Annotated in this window: 18 protein-coding genes; 6 read left to right on the forward strand and 12 right to left on the reverse strand. The window is 69.2% G+C overall.

What is annotated here, in order from left to right; all coding sequences use genetic code 11:
• Window positions 1-122: 122 nt before the first annotated feature.
• The 3 genes from mreC to mrdA all read left to right on the forward strand — a co-directional run bounded on the left by mreC (window position 123) and on the right by mrdA (window position 3744).
• Window positions 123-1082, forward strand: coding sequence for a rod shape-determining protein MreC (mreC, locus tag AACL56_RS04250; protein WP_339088585.1), 960 nt, complete (start codon window positions 123-125; stop codon window positions 1080-1082).
• Window positions 1079-1600: a rod shape-determining protein MreD gene (gene mreD, locus AACL56_RS04255; protein ID WP_339088586.1), complete on the forward strand. Its 522-nt coding sequence runs from the start codon at window positions 1079-1081 to the stop codon at window positions 1598-1600. The genes mreC and mreD overlap by 4 nt, the downstream gene beginning before the upstream one ends.
• A 173-nt stretch (window positions 1601-1773) precedes the next feature.
• Window positions 1774-3744, forward strand: coding sequence for a penicillin-binding protein 2 (gene mrdA / locus AACL56_RS04260; protein WP_339088587.1), 1971 nt, complete (start codon window positions 1774-1776; stop codon window positions 3742-3744).
• 419 nt (window positions 3745-4163) lie between these two features.
• On the opposite strand, the gene fahA is transcribed toward mrdA, so the two are convergent.
• The 6 genes from fahA to AACL56_RS04290 all read right to left on the reverse strand — a co-directional run bounded on the left by fahA (window position 4164) and on the right by AACL56_RS04290 (window position 10928).
• Window positions 4164-5432 carry a fumarylacetoacetase gene (fahA, locus tag AACL56_RS04265; protein ID WP_339088588.1) on the reverse strand — a complete coding sequence of 423 codons (1269 nt, stop codon included), beginning with the start codon at window positions 5430-5432 and terminating at the stop codon, window positions 4164-4166.
• A gap of 137 nt (window positions 5433-5569) precedes the next feature.
• Window positions 5570-6637 (reverse strand): Bug family tripartite tricarboxylate transporter substrate binding protein, encoded by a 1068-nt coding sequence (locus AACL56_RS04270; protein ID WP_425336982.1) that lies wholly within the window; start codon window positions 6635-6637, stop codon window positions 5570-5572.
• On the reverse strand, window positions 6634-7944 hold the full coding sequence (hmgA, locus tag AACL56_RS04275) for a homogentisate 1,2-dioxygenase (protein WP_339088589.1): 1311 nt from the start codon (window positions 7942-7944) through the stop codon (window positions 6634-6636). The genes AACL56_RS04270 and hmgA overlap by 4 nt, the downstream gene beginning before the upstream one ends.
• Window positions 7945-7994: 50 nt before the next feature.
• Window positions 7995-8183 (reverse strand): DUF2783 domain-containing protein, encoded by a 189-nt coding sequence (locus AACL56_RS04280; RefSeq protein WP_339088590.1) that lies wholly within the window; start codon window positions 8181-8183, stop codon window positions 7995-7997.
• Window positions 8184-8188: 5 nt separating this feature from the next.
• A complete protein-coding gene (locus tag AACL56_RS04285) occupies window positions 8189-9826 on the reverse strand; it encodes an FAD-dependent oxidoreductase (RefSeq protein ID WP_339088591.1) in 1638 nt (545 codons plus the stop codon).
• Between the two features lie 142 nt (window positions 9827-9968).
• Entirely contained in the window at window positions 9969-10928 is a 960-nt protein-coding gene (locus tag AACL56_RS04290) for an MBL fold metallo-hydrolase (RefSeq protein WP_339088592.1), read from the reverse strand.
• A gap of 138 nt (window positions 10929-11066) precedes the next feature.
• Between AACL56_RS04290 and AACL56_RS04295 the strand changes: the two genes are divergently transcribed.
• Complete coding sequence (locus AACL56_RS04295) at window positions 11067-11936, forward strand: IclR family transcriptional regulator (RefSeq protein ID WP_339088593.1); 870 nt, start codon at window positions 11067-11069, stop codon at window positions 11934-11936.
• Complete coding sequence (locus AACL56_RS04300) at window positions 11933-12682, forward strand: SIR2 family NAD-dependent protein deacylase (protein ID WP_339088594.1); 750 nt, start codon at window positions 11933-11935, stop codon at window positions 12680-12682. The genes AACL56_RS04295 and AACL56_RS04300 overlap by 4 nt, the downstream gene beginning before the upstream one ends.
• A 6-nt stretch (window positions 12683-12688) precedes the next feature.
• Here AACL56_RS04300 and AACL56_RS04305 read toward each other — a convergent pair whose 3' ends face one another.
• From AACL56_RS04305 to AACL56_RS04330, 6 genes are all read right to left on the reverse strand, one after another.
• Entirely contained in the window at window positions 12689-12910 is a 222-nt protein-coding gene (locus AACL56_RS04305; RefSeq protein ID WP_339088595.1) for a hypothetical protein, read from the reverse strand.
• A gap of 60 nt (window positions 12911-12970) precedes the next feature.
• Window positions 12971-13654 (reverse strand): ABC-type transport auxiliary lipoprotein family protein, encoded by a 684-nt coding sequence (locus AACL56_RS04310; RefSeq protein WP_339088596.1) that lies wholly within the window; start codon window positions 13652-13654, stop codon window positions 12971-12973.
• 26 nt (window positions 13655-13680) lie between these two features.
• A complete protein-coding gene (locus tag AACL56_RS04315) occupies window positions 13681-14640 on the reverse strand; it encodes an MlaD family protein (RefSeq protein ID WP_339088597.1) in 960 nt (319 codons plus the stop codon).
• Between the two features lie 8 nt (window positions 14641-14648).
• The gene (locus tag AACL56_RS04320) at window positions 14649-15509 is read right to left on the reverse strand and encodes an ABC transporter ATP-binding protein (RefSeq protein ID WP_339088598.1); all 861 of its coding nucleotides are present in this window, start codon (window positions 15507-15509) and stop codon (window positions 14649-14651) included.
• Window positions 15510-15671: 162 nt separating this feature from the next.
• Complete coding sequence (locus AACL56_RS04325) at window positions 15672-16838, reverse strand: MlaE family ABC transporter permease (RefSeq protein WP_339088599.1); 1167 nt, start codon at window positions 16836-16838, stop codon at window positions 15672-15674.
• 182 nt (window positions 16839-17020) lie between these two features.
• The gene (locus AACL56_RS04330; protein WP_339088600.1) at window positions 17021-17968 is read right to left on the reverse strand and encodes a LysR family transcriptional regulator; all 948 of its coding nucleotides are present in this window, start codon (window positions 17966-17968) and stop codon (window positions 17021-17023) included.
• A gap of 107 nt (window positions 17969-18075) precedes the next feature.
• Here AACL56_RS04330 and AACL56_RS04335 point away from each other — a divergent pair, with 107 nt between their 5' ends.
• Window positions 18076-19584, forward strand: coding sequence for a CoA-acylating methylmalonate-semialdehyde dehydrogenase (locus AACL56_RS04335; RefSeq protein ID WP_339088601.1), 1509 nt, complete (start codon window positions 18076-18078; stop codon window positions 19582-19584).
• Window positions 19585-19747 lie beyond the last annotated feature (163 nt).

Genomic DNA, 19747 nt, shown 5'->3' on the forward strand with positions numbered 1-19747 from the left:
CCAGGGCAATGCCCGCGGCCCGGCAAAGCCGGTTCCGCGGTATTCCTGGCAATGGATCGTGTGTTAATTTCCTGCGTTGCAAGTCGCGCACGGCGCGGTGAAAACTAGGCTAGGCCGAATTCATGCCTCTGGGCACGCTCGATCGCACAGCGCCACCCCTGTTCAACCAGGGGCAGTCGGCGCTCAGCAAGCTGATCTTCTTCGGCGCATTGGCCCTGTTCCTCATGGTGGCGGACGCCCGCTTCCACATCGTTCAGCCGATCCGCGCGGCCTTCGGCGCCGTGCTGTACCCGGTGCAATGGGTGGCGCTGAAACCGGTGCAGGTGGTGCTCGGTGGCGGGCGCTATCTCGAAGACCTGCAGACCGCGCAGCGCAACGAGGAAGACGCCCGCAAGGCACTCATGATGCAGGCCGAACGCGCCGCCCAGGCCGACACGCTGGCGCAGGACAACGCCCGACTGCGCGAGTTGCTCGAGCTGCGCCAGACCACTACCACGCCGGGCCGCGCCGCCGAGGTGCTCTATGACGCGGCCGACCCCTACACCCGCAAGATCGTCGTCGACCAGGGGCTCGCCCAGGGCATACAGCCCGGCTCGCCGGTGATCGATTCGCGCGGCGTGCTCGGCCAGGTCACCCAGGTGCTGCCCTTCACGAGCGAGGTCACGCTCGTGATCGACCGAGACCTGTCCATTCCCGTGCAGAACACCCGTACGGGCGTGCGCAGCGTGGCCTTCGGCGATGCCTCGGCCCACGGCGGCGGGCTGGAGCTGCGCTTCATGGCCGCCAACGCCGACCTGCAGGAGGGCGACCTGCTTTCCACCAGCGGTGTCGACGGCATCTACCCCGCCGGCCTGCCGGTGGCGAAGATCGAGCGCATCGAACGCCGCGCCGATTCGGCCTTCGCGCGCATCTACTGCGTGCCGCTGGCCCACGTGACCGCTGCGCGCTACGTGCTGGTGCTCGCACCCACGGGCAATCCGGCCGCGCCGCCGCCGCCCGCACCGGCTGCCGCGCCGCGCAAGCGGCCCGAGGGCAAGCCCGGGGCCGGCAAGAACGAGAAGAAGCCGGGAGAGCGCCGTTGATCAAGCGTCCAGGCCAGCAGCAGCTGCTGCTGCCCGTCAGCCCCTTCTTCATGTGGACGAGCCTGGTGGCGGCATTGCTCGTCAACATGATTCCCATCGGCCGTGCGGTCTGGATGCCCGACCTGCTGGCGCTGGTGATCGTGTTCTGGGGCGTGCACCAGCCCGCGCGCGTGGGCATCGGCGCGGCCTTCGTCTTCGGCCTGTGCATGGACGTGCACCAGTCGTCGATGCTCGGCCAGCATGCGCTGTCCTACACCACACTGGGTTTCTTCGCGATCACCATCCACAGGCGCCTGCTGTGGTATCCGGTGCTGTCGCAGGCGCTGCAGGTGCTGCCGCTGTTCGCGCTCTCGCAGCTGATCGAGGTCGTCACGCGACTGATCGGCGGCGGTGTGTTTCCAGGCTGGTCGGTGCTGGCTTCGCCCGCGATCGAGGCTGCCCTGTGGCCGCTCGCGACGGCGCTGCTGCTCGCGCCGCAGCGCCGCACGCCGGAACCGGACGAGAACCGCCCGTTATGAGTTCACCCCGAGGCTTCGCGCACTTCGTGCCGCGTCTCTTTCGTGCCGCCGGTGACAACGCCCGCAGGCCGGCAAGGTCCGCTGCGCGGTGTTCCGCGATGGATCGTCGGCGCTCTTCGTGCCTTCGGGCCGCATTTGCCATCGCACCTGCGCGCGCCTAAGCTCCCACCGCCATGACCGAAATCCGCAATGTTGCCGCCGATCTCGCGCGCTTCAAGCGCCGCGTGATCGTCATCGGGCTGGCCGTGCTTTTCGCGTTCGGCCTGCTCTGCGCGCGGCTGGTGTACCTGCAGATCACGCGGCACGAAGACCTGGCCGAACAGGCCGAGAGCAACCGCACGGCCGTGGTGCCGGTGGTGCCCAACCGCGGCCTGATCCTCGACCGCAACGGCATCGTGCTGGCCTCGAACTACTCGGCCTACACACTGGAGATCACGCCTTCGAAGGTGGGCGACGTCGAGGAGACCATCGACAGCCTGACCCAGGTGCTGGAAATCTCGCCGCGCGACCGCCGCCGCTTCAAGCGGCTGCGCGAGGACTCGCGCAGCTTCGACTCCATTCCCATCCGCACCCGCCTGAGCGACGAGGAAGTCGCGCGCTTCGCCGCGCAGCGATACCGCTTTCCGGGCGTGGAGATCAAGGCGCGGCTGTTCCGCAACTATCCGCAGGGCGAGCTGGCCGCGCATGTGCTCGGCTACATCGGCCGCATCAACCAGCGCGAGAAGGTCGCGATGGAAGACTGGGACGAGGAAGAGCAGGCCAACTACAAGGGCACCGACTACATCGGCAAGCTCGGCATCGAGCAGAGCTACGAGAAGACGCTGCATGGCCAGACCGGCGTCGAGCAGATGGAGACCTCCGCCGGCGGGCGTGCCGTGCGGCGCCTGGCGAGCCATCCGGCCACGCCCGGCAACACGGTGATGCTGTCGCTCGACATCAAGCTGCAGAAGCTGGTGGAGGACATGTACGGCGACCGCCGCGGTGCGCTGGTGGCCATCGACCCGAAGACCGGCGAGATCCTGGCCTTCGTGAGCAAGCCCACCTTCGATCCCAACCTGTTCGTCGAGGGCATCGACAACGAAAGCTGGGCGGCGCTGACCGAGTCGCTCGACAAGCCGCTGCTGAACCGTGCACTGCGCGGCACCTATCCGCCGGGCTCCACCTACAAGCCCTTCATGGCGCTGGCCGCGCTGCAGACCGGCAAGCGCGGTCCGAACGTGGTGGTGAACGACCCCGGGTACTTCAACTTCGGCGGCCACCGCTTCGGCAGCCCCGAAGGCAACCTGGGCGGCGTCGACATGCGCCGTTCGATCCAGCTGTCGAGCAACATCTACTACTACTCGCTGGCCAACGAGATGGGCGTGGACCTGATCCACGACTTCATGAAGCCGCTGGGCTTCGGCCAGATCACCGGCATCGACCTCGGCGGCGAGGTGCGGGGCGTGCTGCCCAGCACCGAGTGGAAGCGCAACACGTACAAGCGCCCCGAGCAGAAGAAGTGGTACGCGGGCGAGACCATCTCGCTGGGCATCGGGCAGGGCTACAACAACTTCACCATGCTGCAGCTGGCGCAGGCCACGTCCATCGTGGCCGACGGCGGCATCAAGCACAAGCCGCACCTCGTGCTGGCCACGCGCAACACGGTGAGCGGGCAGGTCGTGCCGCTGCCGCAGCCGCCGGCGGAGAACCTGGGCTTCTCGGCCGCCAACATCTCGGTGATCCGCGAGGGCCTGACCAGCGTGGTGACCAGCGGCACGGCACGCAGCGTGTTCGCCGGTGCGAGCTACCAGGCCGCGGGCAAGACCGGCACCGCGCAGGCAGTGACGCAGGCCCAGAACACCAAGTACAACGCCCGTGCGCTCGAAGAGCACCAGCGCGACCATGCGCTGTTCATGGCGTTCGCACCGGTGAACGATCCGAAGATCGCGGTCGCCGTGATCGTGGAGAACGCCGGCTGGGGCGCCGGGGCCGCGGCACCCATCGCGCGCCGCGTGTTCGACTACTGGCTTGCGAACCAGTACCCGAGCGAGGCCGACCTGGCGGCCATCAAGACCGGCAAGGCCGGCGCGCCGATGGGCAAGCCGCGCGTGGCGAGCGAAGTCGCCTGGCCGGTGCCGGTGGCCACGCCGGCAACCGCGCCCTGATCTCCTGCCTTCTCTCTCATGGTCGGGAGTGTGAGCGGCGATCGAAGCCGCTCGATGCCGTGAGGTCGATTGCCCTCGCGCTGTCTTTCTTCCGCAGGTGGGCAGGGGCGCAACACCGTGAATCCCTGGTGGTGGCGTCCTGACCCTGCATGGCCTCCTGTCCTTCCGGGGAGGGCCGGGATGGGGCCAGCGGCAACCGGGTCCGCGCGGTTTGCAGGCCGACGCCCCGGCTCTCTTTCCCGGAGACAGAGGTACAACCCTCGAACCTCCGCACAAATGCCCCGAACCTGTCTTGCTCCCTCTCCCCTTGGGGAGAGGGCAGGGGTGAGGGTGCGCGGCGATGACGCCGGCGCGATGCCGTGAGGCCGACAGCCTCCATCCTTTCCCTCTTCCGCAGGCGGGAGAGGGGCGCTCCCACCTCAGGCCACGACCGTTCCGCTGACCTCGCCCAGCCCGATGCGCACAGCACCCGCACGCTCGCAGTAGCCGCGAATCACCAGCGTGTCGCCGTCTTCCAGGAACGTGCGCTTCTCGCCGTTCGGCAGCGTGACCGGCTGCTTGCCGCCGAGCGTCAGCTCGATCAGCGAACCCGCTTCGTCGGGCTTCGGCCCCGACAGCGTGCCCGAGCCCAGCAGGTCGCCCGGCTGCAGGTTGCAGCCGTTCACCGTGTGGTGCGCGATCAGCTGCGCGGGCGTCCAGTACGCGGCCTCGGTGGTGTTGCCGCGCGTGAGGCGCACCGCGGCCTGGCCCTCGGCGCGCATCTTCGCGGTCTGCAGCGACACCTCGAGCGTGATGTCGAGCGCGCCGCTCTCGCGGTTGGCGGCCGAGTCCAGGTACGGCAGCGGCTGCGGGTCGCCCGCCGGGCGCTCGAACTTCGCGCGGAACGGCGCGAGCGCCTCCGTCGTCACGATCCACGGCGACAGCGTGCTGGCGAAGCTCTTCGACAGGAACGGGCCCAGCGGCTGGTATTCCCAGGCCTGCACGTCGCGCGCCGACCAGTCGTTGAGCAGCGTCACGCCGAACAGGTGCTCCTCGGCCTCGCCGATGGCGATCGGTTCGCCCAGCGCATTGCCGCGGCCCACCAGGAAGCCCAGTTCCAGTTCGTAGTCGAGCCGCTTCGACGGGCCGAAGCTCGGCGACTCGGCATCGGGCGCCTTGGTCTGGCCCTGCGGGCGCTTGAAGACCTGGCCGCTCACGCGGATTGACGATGCACGCCCGTGGTAGCCGATGGGCACCCACTTGTAGTTGGGCATCAGCGGCTGGTCGGGGCGGAACAGCTTGCCGATGGTGGTGGCGTGATGGATGCCGGTGTAGAAGTCGGTGTAGTCGCCGATGCGGCAGGGCACGGTCATCTCGGCATCGGCCTGCGCCAGCAGCGCCTTCGACCACGCGGCCTGCCTGTCGCTGCCTTCGGCCAGGCCGGCGGAGATGGCCGCGCGCAGCGCCTGGCGCTCGTTCGCGCTGAAATTCATCAGTGCGTTCATGTCGTCGGTGTCGATCAGGCCGGCGGCCTTCAAGTCGAGCACCTGGTCGCCGATGGCCACGCCGATGCGGAAGGCCTCGGCGCTGCCGGCGGCGCGGAAGCGGCCGAAGGGCAGGTTCTGGATCGGGAAGTCGGTGCCGGCCTGGTTGGCCGAGGCGACCCAGCTGCGCAGCTTCGGGTCATGGGTGGCGTTGAGTGCGGTCATGGATGTCTTTCAAGCAAATGTTCTGGAGGGGCGGACTCTGTCGAGGAACACCGCGGAACCGGCTTCGCCGGGCCGCAGGTGTTGCCCCCGGAAGGGGGGTGGCGGCCACACGAAGTGGGCAAGCCTGGGGGCGAGCCTTACTCTGCGGTCATGCCGGCCTTGCGGGCCACGTCGCCCAGCCGCTTGTATTCGGTCTCGGTCAGCGTCGTCAGCTCCTGCGCGGTCGAGCCTCGCGGCGAGAAGCCGGCCTGCTGCAGCTTGGCCTTCACGTCGGGCATGGCAAGCGCTTCCACGAAGGCCTCGTTGAGCGCCTTCACGATCGGCGCGGGCAGCCTGGCCGGACCATACACGCCGAACCACGGTTCCAGCGCGTAGCCCTTGAGGCCGGCTTCCGCCATCGTCGGCACGTCGGGCAGCGAGGGCGAGCGCGTGGGGCCCGCCACGGCCAGCGCGCGCAGCTTGCCGGCCTGGATGTGCGGCAGCGATGCCGGCAGGTTGTCGAACATCACGCCGATGTTGTTGCCCAGCATGTCGGTGATCGCCGGGCCGCTGCCCTTGTAGGCGACGTGCACGAGCTCGGTGCCGGTCATCTGCGCGAACATCACGCCGGCCAGGTTCATCGAGGTGCCTGCACCCGCGGTGGCGTAGGGCAGGCCGGGGTTCTTCTTCGCCGCGGCGATCAGGTCGGGCACGGTCTTGACGGCCGAGGCCGCCGGCACTTCGAGCACGATGGTCGAGGTGCCCAGCAGGCTGATGGCGGTGAAGTCCTTGCGCGGGTCGAAGGCCATCGACTTGTAGATGTGCGGATTCAGCGCGTTGGTCGAGATGGCACCGAAGCCGATCGTGTAGCCGTCGGGCGCGGCCTTGGCCACCGCGTCCATGCCGATGTTGCCGCCCGCGCCGCCGCGGTTGTCGATCAGCACCGGCTGGCCCAGCTTCTCCGACACCTTCTGGCCCACCGTGCGCGCCACCAGGTCGGTGGTGCCGCCGGGCGTGTAGGGCACGACGAAGCGGATGGGCTTGGTCGGGTAGTCGGCCGCAAACGCGGAGGCCGGCGTAACGAGCGCGATGCCTGCAACAGCGGCGAGCGAAGCGAAGACCGTTCGGGAGGCACCGCGGAACCGGCTTCGCCGGGCCGCTGGTGTCGCCCCCTTGAGGGGGGATTCGGCTACACAAAGTGAGCAAGAAACGGGGGTGGGTTTCATTTGTTGAATTGGTCTTTCAGGCCGGCCCAGCAGTCGGCGTAGTCGGTGTCGAGCGCGGGGCTCTTGAGCGCGAAGTTCGTCGGGATGAAGCGGTAGCGGCTCTCGAACATGAAGGCCAGCGTGTTGTCCAGTTTGTGCGGCTTCAGGTCGGCGTGGGTGGCCTTGTCGAAGGCTTCCTCGTCGGGGCCGTGCGGCACCATGCAGTTGTGCAGGCTCGCGCCGCCGGGCTTGAAGCCGCCCGGCTTGGCGTCGTACTCGCCCAGCACCAGGCCCATGAACTCGCTCATGAGGTTGCGGTGGAACCATGGCGGGCGGAATGTGTTCTCCATCACCATCCAGCGCGGCGGGAAGATCACGAAGTCGCAGTTGGCCGTGCCGGGCGTGTCGCTCGGCGAGGTCAGCACCGTGAAGATCGACGGATCGGGATGGTCGAAGCTGATCGAGCCGATCACCATGAAGTGCGCCGTGTCGTACTTCACCGGCGACAGGTTGCCGTGCCAGGCGACCACGTTGAAGGGCGACTGCTTCATCGGCGCCTGCCAGAAGCGCCCGCCGAACTTCTTGACGATCTCGTAGCCGCCTTCCTCTTCCTCGAAGGCCGCCACCGGCGCCTGGAAATCGCGCGCGTTGGCCAGGCCGTTCGAGCCGATCGGGCCCAGCTCCGGCAGGCGGAAGTGCGCGCCGTAGTTCTCGCACACGTAGCCGCGCGAGAGCCCGTCGGGCAACGCCACCTTGAAGGCCATGCCGCGCGGCAGCACGGCGATCTCGCCGGGCTTCACGTCGAGCACGCCGAGCTCGGTCGTGATGACGAGGCGGCCCTGCTGCGGCACCAGCAGCATCTCGCCGTCGGCGTTGACGAAGGCGCGGCGTTCCATCGAGCGGCCCGCCAGGTACATCAACGAGCCGATGCCGACCTGCGACTCGGCATCGCCGTTGGCCGCGATGGTGTGCATGCCGTCGATGAAGTCGGCCTCGCCTGCGCTGTCCAGCGGCTGCGGATGCCAGCGCAGGGGTTCGGGCGGCAGCGCGATCTCGCGGTCGGCGCCGGTGGTCCAGTGCGCCTGGGCGTAGGGCTGGTAGCGGCCCGACACCACCGAGGGCTGGCGGCGGTAGAGCCACGTGCGGCGGTTCTCGTGGCGCGGCGCGGTGAACGCCGTGCCCGAGAGCAGTTCGGTGTACAGGTCGAGCGGGCCGCGCTGCGGGTTGTTGCGTCCCTGGGGCAGGGCGCCGGGCACGGCCTCGGAGGCGTACTCGTTGCCGAAGCCGCTCTGGTAGCGCCGGTCGGAAGCTGGGGTTGCTTGGGTCATGGGCTTTCTCTTTCGAAAAATCGCGATGAGGTTGGAATCGGTGACGGTGCTCAGCCGGCTCGCGCGGCGTCGAAGGCCTCGCGCAGCACGGCGAGCGAGCCGATGTGGTTGGCCAGCACGAGCACGAGGCGCGCGTTGAAGGCGTGGCTTTCCTCGGTGGAAAGGCCCTGGTGCGCCTCGATGAGCGCCTCGTAGAAGTCGTCGGGCGCTTCGAGGTGGGGGGTGGTGATCAGTTGCATCGGGTTCATGCCTTGGCCAGTGCGCGGTCGACCGCCGCGCGGATGTTCGCCGCCGTGGGCTTGCGCCAGCGCGCGCACACGTGCTGGTCGGGCCGCAGCAGGTACACGGTGCCGGGCTGCGCGTCGTAGCGCTGCGTGGCGAGGTCGGCCTCGGTGCCGCCGCCTTCCACGCGCACGATGTGCATTGCCATGCCGCTGTCCTTCAGCACCTGCAGGCTGCCATCTGCCGCGTTGCCGTTGCCGAACACCAGCGCGGTGAAGCGTCCGGCATGGCACTCGCGCAGCAGCCATCCGGTGCTGCCGTCGGGCCGCGCGACGGGCGCGTCGGCCGCTGCGGCGCCGGGCACCATCGCGCCGGCGAAGGTGTCGGCGTCGGGCGTGTTCAGCGGCGAATCGCGCAGCACCGTGGCCACCGACAGGCGGCCGCTGTTGACCAGCGTGCGTGCGAAGGCGTGGCGTTTGGTGAGTTCCAGCACCGCGTCGCGGAACAGCCGGCTCACTTCGCTCTTGGGCGTGATGAAGTCGGTGGCGCGGGTGGAGTTGCGGATGTTCTCGTCGGCCGCGTATTCGCGCTCGCTGGCATAGGTGTCGAGCAGCGCGTCGGGCGCGTCGCCCTGCACCACGGCCGCGAGCTTCCAGGCGAGGTTGTCCGCGTCCTGCACGCCCGAATTGGCGCCGCGCGCGCCGAAAGGCGACACGCCATGCGCGGAGTCGCCCGCGAACAGCACGCGCCCGTGGCGGAAGCGCTCCATGCGCTGGCAGGCGAAGGTGTAGACGCTGGCCCAGCCGATCTGGAACTGCACGCCCTCGAAGCCGATGCTGTCGAGCAGCGCACGCACGCGCGGCGTGATGTTCTCGGGCTTGCGCTCTTCGACCGGGTCGGCGTCCCAGCCGAGCTGGAAGTCGATGCGCCACATGCCGTCGGCCTGCTTGTGCAGCAGCACGCTCTGGCCCGGATGGAACGAGGGGTCGAACCAGAAGCGGCGCTCGGTGGGCAGGTGCGCGTCCATCGTGATGTCGGCGATCAGGAAGCGGTCGCGGAACACGCGCCCCTTGGCCTCCTGGCCCAGCAGCTGGCGCAGGTTGGAGCGCGAGCCATCGCAGGCGGACACGTAGCCGGCCTGCAGCCGGTGGCTGCCGTCGGGCGTTTCCACGGTCAGCACGGCGCCGTCCTCGCGCTGCTCGATGCCGGTCACCTTGTGGTTCCAGCGCAGGTCGATCAGCGGCAGCGATGCGGCGCGCTCGACCAGGTAGCCCTCCACGTAGTACTGCTGCAGGTTGATGAAGGCCGGGCGCTCGTGGCCGGGCTCGGGCAGCAGGTCGAAGCGGTAGACCTGCTCGTCGTGGAAGAACACCTTGCCTACGTTCCACGACACGCCCTTGTCGACCATGCGGTCGCCGCAGCCGAGGCGATCGAACACCTCGAGCGTGCGCTTCGCGAAGCAGATCGCGCGCGAGCCGCTCGAGAGGGTGTTGTCGTTGTCCAGCAGCACCACGGGCACCTGCCGCAGCGCGAGGTCGATGGCCAGCGTGAGGCCCACGGGGCCGGCGCCGACGATCACCACGGGGTGGCGGGCGGGCGGGGACGCGTTCTGGTCGGCGTGGCGTCTGTAATCGAAGCGCAGGCTTTGGTAGTCGATCACGTACTTGTCTCCGTGTCTTTTGTCTTTGTCTTGCTCCTTCCCCTTTGGGGGAAGGTCGGGATGGGGGCTCGGCGGCGCTCGAAACTGGCGCTCTGCCTGCCCCCACCCCAGCCCTCCCCAACGGGGAGGGAGCCACGCGGGATCAGCCTTCCAGGGCCTTCCACATGTCGATGTCGCGCTGCGCCGTCCACACGCGCGGGTCCGCATGGCCCGAGGCCTCGTCGTAGGCGCGGCTCACGTCGAAGGGCATGCAGTGGTCGAAGATCACCCACTGGCTGTACTTGGGCTTGAGCTTCTCGTAGGTCTCCTTGTAGACCGCGTTCAGGTCGCGTCCGGCCTTGACGCCTTCCTGCACGCTGGCGTACACGTCGGAGATGAAGTTGCGCGTGCCCGTCAGGCCCTCGGCCACGGCTTCGGGCGTGGTCAGCGCGGCGCCGCGGCCCGGCACCAGCGCGGCGGGCTTGAGCGCGGCGATGTTGTCCAGCGTCTGCGGCCAGTCCTTGAAGTAGGCGTCGCCGGCATACGGCGTGGCGCCGAACTCGACCAGGTCGCCCGACAGCAGCGTGCGTTCCTGCGGCAGCCAGACCACGGTGTCGCCCTTGGTGTGGCCGCGGCCCAGCTGGATGAGCTGCACCTCGAGCTTGCCGAGCCACAGGGTCATCTTGCCGGTGAAGGTCAGGGTGGGCCAGGTCAGGCCCGGGGGCACGGTCTCGACGTTCTGGAACAGGCGCGGGAAGCGGCCGATCTCGCTGGCCTTGTCTTCCTCGCCGCGCTCGACGATCAGGTCGCGCGTGTCCTGGCTGGCCAGGATGTGCTCGGCGCCGTAGCCCGCTGCGCCCAGCACGCGTACCGCGTGGTAATGGGTGAGCACCACATACTTGATGGGCTTGTCGGTCACTTCGCGGATGCGGCGCACCACGTCGGCCGCCATCGCGGGCGTGGCCTGGGTGTCGGCCACCAGCACGCAGTCGTCGCCGATGATGATGCCGGTGTTCGGGTCGCCTTCGGCGGTGTAGGCCCAGGCGTGCTCCGAGATCTGGCTGAAGGTGACCTTCTTTTCTTCCATGTCGGCCTGGCTGGCGAATTTCTTGGCTTGGCTCATCGGTGTCTCCGTGGGTGGGGTGAATGGTTATTGAATTCGTCTAAGGCGAATCAATTTGCGGTTAACGAATTTTCGCAGTGTAAGCCTGCCATCAGTTAATGTCTAATGCCTTCTTCATGAACGAACGATCGGCGGGCCATGGCAGCCAGTGACACCGACCGCGCCCAGCGCGGCATCCAGAGCATCGAGGTCGGTGGCCAGCTGCTGCGCGCGCTGGTGCACCATGGCCGGCCGATGGCGCTGAAGGACTTGGCGAGGGAGGCCGACATGACGGCCGCCAAGGCGCATCCGTACATGGTCAGCTTCGGGCGCCTGGGCCTCATCGAGCAGGACCGCGCCAGCGGCCACTATCTGCTCGGCCCGCTCGCCTTGCAACTGGGCCTCATCAGCCTGCAGCAAGCCGATCCGGTGCACATCGCCACCCCGCTGATCGCCCAGCTCGCCCAGCAGACCGGCCACACCGTGGCGCTGGCCATGTGGGGCGCGCGCGGCGCCACCATCGTGCGCACGGCCGAGTCGCCGTCGCCGGTGCACGTGAACATGCGCCACGGCACGGTGTTCTCGCTGACCCATACCGCCTCGGGCCGCCTCTTCGCCACCTACCTCGACGCCGCGGTGGTGCGCGAACTGCTCGAGGAAGAGCGCCGGCGCCAGAAGCCGCCGCAGGAAGGCGAGCCGGCGCCGCCCGCCGGCATGCCGCGCGTGCAGCCGCTGCCCTCGTGGAGCGACTTCGAGTGCCAGCTGCAGGAAGTGCGCGCGCACGGCATCAGCCGCTCCGACGGCGAGGTCATCGAAGGCGTCAGCGCCATGGCCGCGCCCGTCTTCGACCACACTGGCGCCATCGTGCTGGCCGTGACCGCCATCGGGCCGGCCGGCATCTTCAATACCGCGTGGGACGGCGACATCGCCCGTGCGCTCAAGGCCTGTGCCGACACCGTCTCGCAACGCCTGGGCGCACCGGCCTCCGCCATTACGCCCGCGGCGAGTTCCTCCAGACCCGAGCGATGACGCCTGCCGTCCCCGACCTTCACGATCCTTCCGCTTCTCTCCAGCGCGCCGCCGACCTGCTGCGCAACGCGCGGCGCATCGTCGTCTTCTCGGGCGCCGGCCTCTCGCGCGCCTCGGGCATCCCGACCTACCGCGATGCCGACGGGCTCTGGAAAAGCCAGAACGCGCTGCAGTTCTCGCACGCCGAGGACATCGAGCGGGACCCGTCCGGCTTCACGCGCTTCTGGGCGCAGCGCCTGTCGGTGATCGAATCGGCGCAGCCCAATCCGGGCCATGCCGCGCTGGCGCAGCTGCAGCGGCTGCGCCCGGCGACCCGGCTGGTCACCCAGAACGTGGACGGCCTGCTGACGCTGGCCGGCGGGCAGGACGTGCTCGAGCTGCATGGCTCGCTGCGCCGCTGGCGCTGCGACCGCTGCGGCAACCGCAGCGGCCCGTGGCCCTTTCACCGCTGCCTGCGCTGCGGCTCGCATGCGCGGCCCGACGTGGTGATGTTCGGCGAGATGCTCAACCCCGGCGTGCTGCTCGACGCGCAGGTCGCGGCGCAGGAGTGCGATCTTTTCCTGGTGGTCGGCAGCACGGCCATCGTCTACCCGGCGGCCGAGCTGCCGCAGGCCGCTCTGTCGCACGGCGCGCGGCTCGTCACGTTGAACCTGGAGCCGCTGCCGCACCTGGACGATGCGGCTTCGGCGGTGCTGCGCGGGGCTTCGGAAGACCTGCTGCCGAAACTGCTGGCGGGCCTGGGCTGAAGCGCCTCAGCCGCGCTTGCCGCCGAACAGCACCAGCGCCCCGCCCACCACGATCACCGCCACGCCGGCCCACACCGGCAGGTTGACGGTTTCCTGCTCCTTCACCGAGAACTCCAGCGGGCCCAGCTTGGCCTGGTGGGTTTCCTTGGTGAAGCTGAAGCTGCCGAGCGCCAGGGCGGCGATGCCCGCCACGATCAGAAGAATGCCGACGATGCGCGTTGCGTTCATGGGGTAGCTCCTCCGAAGTGCTGCAGGTACGGGGCGGGTGCTGGGGGGGACCGATACAGGTTACTGCCGCGGTTGCTGCTGCTGCAACTGGTCGACCCACTGCACCACCTCGGCCACGGCGGCGTCGCTCGAGGCGATGAGCGCCTTCACGCCGCCTGGCGCGTCGGCGCTGGCGGCGGGGCGGCGCACGGTGAACAGCCGCTGGCCGAGCACGCGGTCGCCGCCGGCGGTGCCGCGGATCAGCGTGGCGCGCAGCCGCACCAGGCCCGTGCTGGCGCCGGGCGATTCGAAATAGTGGCTGAACTCGTCGAGCGAGATGCGCAGCATGTCGGGCACGTCGCCCTTGCTGCGCGCGATGGTCGCGCTTTCTTCCGGGCCGAGCACCATGCGGCGCTCGGAGAGGGTGTCGCGCAGCCGCTGGCGCAGCAGCTGCGCGGGCGGCAGGCTCCATCGCGACTGGCCGTAAGGGCGCAGCTCGTTCGCATCGGCATAGCCGAGGCGGTACAGGATCTGCGTGCCGTCGAGCCGCGCGTTGGCTTCGAACTCGGCCAGCGCCAGCGTGGGCAGCGTGGCCTGCGCGGCGGCGGACACGCTGGCGCCGGTGGCGGAGGCGGCGGGCACGCCGGGGCCGAAGTCGTAGAGCGTGGCGCGCTGGGGCTTGTCGGGCAGCGCGCCGCAGCCGGCGGCCAGCAGCACGAGGCCGAGGGCCAGCGGGGTGGTCAGGGATCGGAGGGTGGCGTTCATGGTCGTTGCTCCTGCGTCGCGCTGTGTCAGGGCCGCGCCGCGGCCGGTGCGCTGAAGCCCGGTTCGCCCGGACCCGCGGCCGCGCTGCCGTTGCCGAAGAGCAGCGATTGCGGGTTGTCGTTGATGCTGTCCGCCGCCCGGCCCAGCCGGCGCACGGCGTGCGAAGTGTCGTCGGCCACGCGGTTCACGCGCGGCAGCGTGGCCGCATTGAACGAATCGACCGCCTGCGCCAGCGCCTTGGTGCCGTCGCTCAGCCGCTCGACCGGGCCGTCGGGCGCGTTCAGGCGGCCCACGGTGGTGTTGAAGTTGTTGGCCACCCGCGAGACGTCGCCGGCGGCCTTCTTGACCGAGGCCATGGTATCGGGCAGTTTGGTGAGCGCCGGGTTCAGCCCCGTCTTCACGGTGTTGTCGAGCGTCTTGAGCAGCGTGTTGGCGCTGGCCGAGGCGGCCGCGATGTTCTCCAGCGCATCGGCCGCGCGCTTCTGGTTGGGGTCGCTCAGCAGCTGGTTGGCGCGCTTGGTCACCTCTTCCACCTGGTTGATGATGGCCTCGCCGCGGTCCTGCAGCTGCGCCAGCATCGAGGGCTTGAGCGGGATGCGCGGCGGATCGTCGTTGTCGGGCTTGAGCGAGACGGTGGATTCGCCCTTGTCGTCCAGCGCGATGAAGGCCAGGCCGGTCACACCCTGGTAGCTCAGCGTGGCGAAGCTGGAGGTGGTGAGCGGCACGCGTTCGTCGACCGTGATGCGCACGCGCACGTTGCCCTTCACCTTCGGGTCGAAGTCGATCGAGGTCACCTTGCCCACCGCGATGCCCCGGTAGCGCACCATGGCCTGCGGCTGCAGGCCGCTGACCGCGTCGCGCGTGGACAGCTCGTAGACGTTGCGCACGGTGTTGTCGCGCGTGAACCAGATCACCAGCGCGACGAGCGCGGCCAGCAGGCCGAGCACGAAGGCGCCGGCAGCGAGGGCGTGGGCCTTGTTTTCCATGGGGCTACCTACCTTTCAGCGCGGCCCGCCTGCGCGGCGGGCTGCGTCCCGGATGTTTCGGATGCATCGGCGGGCCTGTCGTGCAGCGCCTCCAGGGCGCGCTGGCCGCGCCCGCCGAGAAAGTATTCGTGGATGAAGGGATGCGGGTACGCGATGACCTCGCGCGCCGCGCCGGTGACGATCACCTTCTGGTCGGCCAGCACCGCGATGCGGGTGCTCAGGTCGAACAGCGTGTCCAGGTCGTGCGTGACCATCACCACCGTGAGGCCCAGCTCGCGGTGCAGCCCGCGCAACAGGTCGCAGAAGCTGTCCGACGCCTCGGGGTCGAGGCCGGCGGTGGGTTCGTCCAGCAGCAGCAGCGGCGGGTCCATGATCAGCGCGCGCGCCAGCGCCACGCGCTTGATCATCCCGCCCGACAGGTCCGACGGGCTCTTGTTGGCATGCTGCGGGCCGAGGCCCACCATCTGCAGCTTCACCAGCGCCGCGTGGCGGATCAGCTCGTCGGGCAGCAGCTTGAGCTCGCGCAGCGGGAAGGCGATGTTCTCCAGCACGCTGAAGGCCGAGAACAGCGCGCCGTGCTGGAACAGCATGCCCACGTTGGCAGCGCCCGAGGCGCTGAGCTCGCCCGGTTCCTGGCCCAGCACTTCGACGTGGCCGCGCGAAGGCTTCTCCAGCCCCAGGATCTGGCGCAGCAGCACCGTCTTGCCGGTGCCCGACCCTCCCACCAGCGACAGCACCTCGCCACGGTCGATGTGCAGCTGCAAGTCGCGGTGCACCACCTGCTCGCCGTCGGCACTCTGGAACACCGTCCACAGGCCGCGGATGTCCACCACGGTGGTGTCGGTGTCCGGGCGCACAGGCATGCTCATGCCGATGCTCCTGCCCGCAGGCAAGGCGCGCGACGCGCAAATCGCTCCCCGCCCACGCCAGAAACACCGCGGAACCGGCTTTGCCGGGCCGCAGGTGTTGCCACCGGCGAGGGGGAAGGAGAAGCGACACGAAGTGCGCGAAGCCTGGGGGAGTGCGTCATGCTATGCCCTGAAACCGATGCCCTTGAAGAGCACGGCGAAAAGTGCGTCCACCAGGATCACCGCGGTGATCGACGTCACGACCGACGACGTGGTGCCGCGCCCCAGGCTCTCTGTGTTGGGCTTGACCTTCATGCCGAAGTAGCAGCCGATCAGCGCGATGAGCACGCCGAACACCGCCGACTTGGCCATGGCCAGCCACAGGTTCGAGATGGGCACTGCGCGCGGCAGCGCCGAGAGGAAGTACGCCGGCGAGATGTCGAGCGCCGCGTCGGCCGCGAGCATGCCGCCCGCCAGCGCCGCCATCGAGGTCCACAGGCTGATGAGCGGCATCGCGATGGCCAGTGCCAGCACGCGCGGCATCACGAGGCGAAAGCCGTGCGGAATGCCCATCACGCGCATGGCATCGAGTTCTTCGGTCACCCGCATCACGCCGATCTGCGCGGTGATGGCCGAGCCTGAGCGCCCGGCGATCAGCACAGCCGCCAGCACCGGCCCGAGCTCGCGCACCAGCGACAGCCCGAGGATGTTCACCACGAAGGTCTCGGCGCCGTACTGGCGCAGCTGCTGCGAGATCAGGTAGGCCAGCACCACGCCGATCAGCAGGCCGACCAGCGCCGTGATGTGCAGCGCCGTCGCGCCGAACTGATAGAGATGGCCCGAGAAATCGCGCCACGGACCGCGGTGCGGCGCGCGGATCAGCGTGCCGATGTCCAGCGCGAGCTGGCCGATGAGGCCGGTGAGGTCGCGCAGGACGAACATCGCGCGCGGTCCGTGGTGGGCGAACGCGCGGATGCGCTCGTTCAGCGAAGGGGCGGGTTCGGCCGGCGTGGCGACGGTGTACTGGGCCACCTGATCGAGCACCGCCTTGTGCTGCGGCGACATTTCCAGCGTCTCGGGCCAGCGGTGGCGCCAGTGCTCCCACAGCAGCTGTGCGCCGATGTGGTCGAGCTGGCCGATGGGCCGCAGGTCCCAGGCGCGGTCGTCGTCCGGCGGCACGTCCTTGAGCCCGCGCGTGAGCGCCTGCCAGGCCGGCTTGGACGACATCGCCAGCGTGGTCCAGCAGCCGCTGGCCACGGTCCACTGCCGCCCGTCTTCCTCACGCTGCCCGACGCTGGGCCACGCGCTGTCGGCGGCTGGAGCGTCGGCAGGCGATGAGGCAGGGGACATAGGACGGGTGAGCGGGAAAGTTAACAAAAAATGAGGAGGGTGCGCGCATCGTAACCGGGTGCATCCACGCGTCATGTGTCGCGGACCCTTCCTTTGCGTAGGGCGCAACGCCGTTTTTTCAGTTTCCTTTCAGCTTCCGGGCCTCTCCCGTGGGTGGGGGCCGGCGCACCCCCCATGTCGCCTCATGCCGCGAAGCCCGCCGCCAGCGCCGAGCGCAGCCAGCCGACGAAGGCCGTCACCGCCTGCGGCACGTGCGTCGCATAGGGCCGGATGGCATAGAGCCGTTCGCCGAACGCGCCCACCGAGCGCCACTGCGGCAGCACCTGCTGCAGCTTGCCGGACTGCAGTGCCGACTGGGCGGTGAAGTCGGGCACCAGCGCGATGCCCAGCCCGCCCAGGGCGGCGTCGCGCAGCGCCTCGCTGTTGTTGGCGACCAGCGGGCCCGACACCGGCACCGTGATGCGCGGCGCCGCCGCCTTGCCCTTCACCGGGGCGCGGGGCTCGAAGTGCCAGGTCGGCGTGTCCTGCGCGCGCGGGTAGTGCAGGCAGTCGTGGCCGGCCAGCGCCTGGGGCTCGCGCGGCGTTCCGCGGCGGCGCAGGTACGCGCGGCTGGCCACCAGCAACGAGCCGGTGTCGCACAGGGTCCAGGCCACGTGCGTGTCGGGCGGTGCGGCGGTGTGGCGGATGGCCAGGTCGAAGCCCTCCATGGCGAGCGAGCTGAGCCGGTCCGACAGGTCGAGCTCGATGCGCACCTCGGGCTGCGCGCGCAGGAAGTCGGCCAGCCGCGGCACCAGCTGCTGGCGCGCGAAGGCCACCGGCGCCGTCACCCGCACCAGCCCGCGCGGCACGCCCGCCAGGTCGCGCACGCCGGCGAAGCTGTGGGCGATCTGCTCGAACGGCGCGCGCATGTCGTCCACCAGCCGCTGGCCGGCCTCCGTGAGCCGCACGCTGCGTGTGGTGCGCTGCACCAAAGGCGCGCCGGCGGCGCGTTCGAGTTCGGCGATGCGCTGGCTCATGGCCGCCTTGCTCACGCCCAGGCGCAGCGCCGCGGCCGTGAAGCTGCCCTGCTGCGCCAGCACCGTGAGCCAATGCAGGTGCGTCCAGAGCGCTTCGATATTTTGGGGTTTCATGCAAGCATTGTTCGCCAGCATGAACAATAAGTTCAAGCCTCGTGACTAGGCGACAGCCACCCCGCTGCCTAAACTGGCCGGATTCTCCCGTCATTCCAGCCTTCTCCATGACCACCTCCATCGACCACTACATCGCCGGCAAGCCCGCCGCCAACACCTCCGGCCGCACGCAGGACGTGACCAACCCCGCCACCGGCGCCGTCACCGGCAAGGTCGGCCTGGCCGACGCCGCGCAGGTCGATGCCGCCGTGGCCGCCGCGCAGGCTGCCTTCCCGGCATGGGCCGACACCCCGCCGATCCGCCGCGCGCGCGTCATGTTCAAGTTCCTGCAGCTGCTCAACGAGCACAAGGACGAGCTGGCCCACCTCATCACCGCCGAGCACGGCAAGGTCTTCACCGACGCGCAGGGCGAAGTCAGCCGCGGCATCGACATCGTCGAGTTCGCCTGCGGCATCCCGCAACTGCTCAAGGGCGACTTCACCGACCAGGTCAGCACCGGCATCGACAACTGGACGCTGCGCCAGCCCCTGGGCGTGGTCGCCGGCATCACGCCGTTCAATTTCCCGGTGATGGTGCCGATGTGGATGTTCCCGGTGGCCATCGCCGCGGGCAACACCTTCGTGCTCAAGCCCAGCCCGACCGACCCGAGCGCTTCGCTGCGCATGGCCGAGCTGCTGAAGGAAGCCGGCCTGCCCGACGGCGTGTTCAACGTGGTGCAGGGCGACAAGGCGGCGGTCGACGCACTGCTCGAGCACCCCGACGTCAAGGCCATCAGCTTCGTGGGCTCCACGCCCATCGCCAACTACATCTACGAAACCGGCGCCCGTCACGGCAAGCGCGTGCAGGCCCTGGGCGGCGCGAAGAACCACATGGTGGTGCTGCCCGACGCCGACATCGACCAGACGGTCGACGCGCTGATCGGCGCGGGCTACGGCTCGGCCGGCGAACGCTGCATGGCCATCTCGGTGGCGGTGCTGGTGGGCGACGTGGCCGACAGGATCATTCCCAAGCTCATCGAGCGCACGAAGTCGCTGCAGGTGCTCAACGGCACCAACCTCGCGGCCGAGATGGGCCCGATCGTCACGCGCGCCGCGCACGAGCGCATCACCGGGTACATCGACCTGGGCGAGAAGGAAGGCGCCAAGCTGCTGGTGGACGGCCGCGGCTTCGACGGCAACAAGGCAGGCGAAGGCTGCGGCGACGGCTTCTGGATGGGCGGCACGCTGTTCGACCACGTCACGCCCGAGATGCGCATCTACAAGGAAGAGATCTTCGGCCCGGTGCTGAGCTGCGTGCGCGTGGCCAACTTCAAGGACGCCGTCGACCTGGTCAACGCGCATGAATTCGGCAACGGCGTGAGCTGCTTCACCCGCGACGGCAACGTGGCGCGCGAATTCAGCCGCCGCATCCAGGTGGGCATGGTCGGCATCAACGTGCCGATCCCGGTGCCCATGGCCTGGCACGGTTTCGGCGGCTGGAAGCGTTCGCTCTTCGGCGACATGCATGCCTACGGCGAAGAGGGCGTGCGCTTCTATACCAAGCAGAAGTCGGTCATGCAGCGCTGGCCCGAGAGCATCGGCAAGGGCGCCGAGTTCGTGATGCCCACCGCCAAGTAAGCCAGGCCCGAGGCGCCTGCGCGGCCCCGCCCCGGTGCTTTCCGGGGCCGGGTTTTTCTCCCTCCTTCGGTTCTGAAGTTTTTCTTTCGTAGAGTTCGCGATGAACAGCTAGAAACATGGACGCCTTTCAGGTCCCATTCCAGAACACCCAGAGAGGAGCGAG

Source organism: Variovorax paradoxus (assembly GCF_902712855.1).
GTDB classification, from domain to species: domain Bacteria; phylum Pseudomonadota; class Gammaproteobacteria; order Burkholderiales; family Burkholderiaceae_C; genus Variovorax; species Variovorax paradoxus_Q.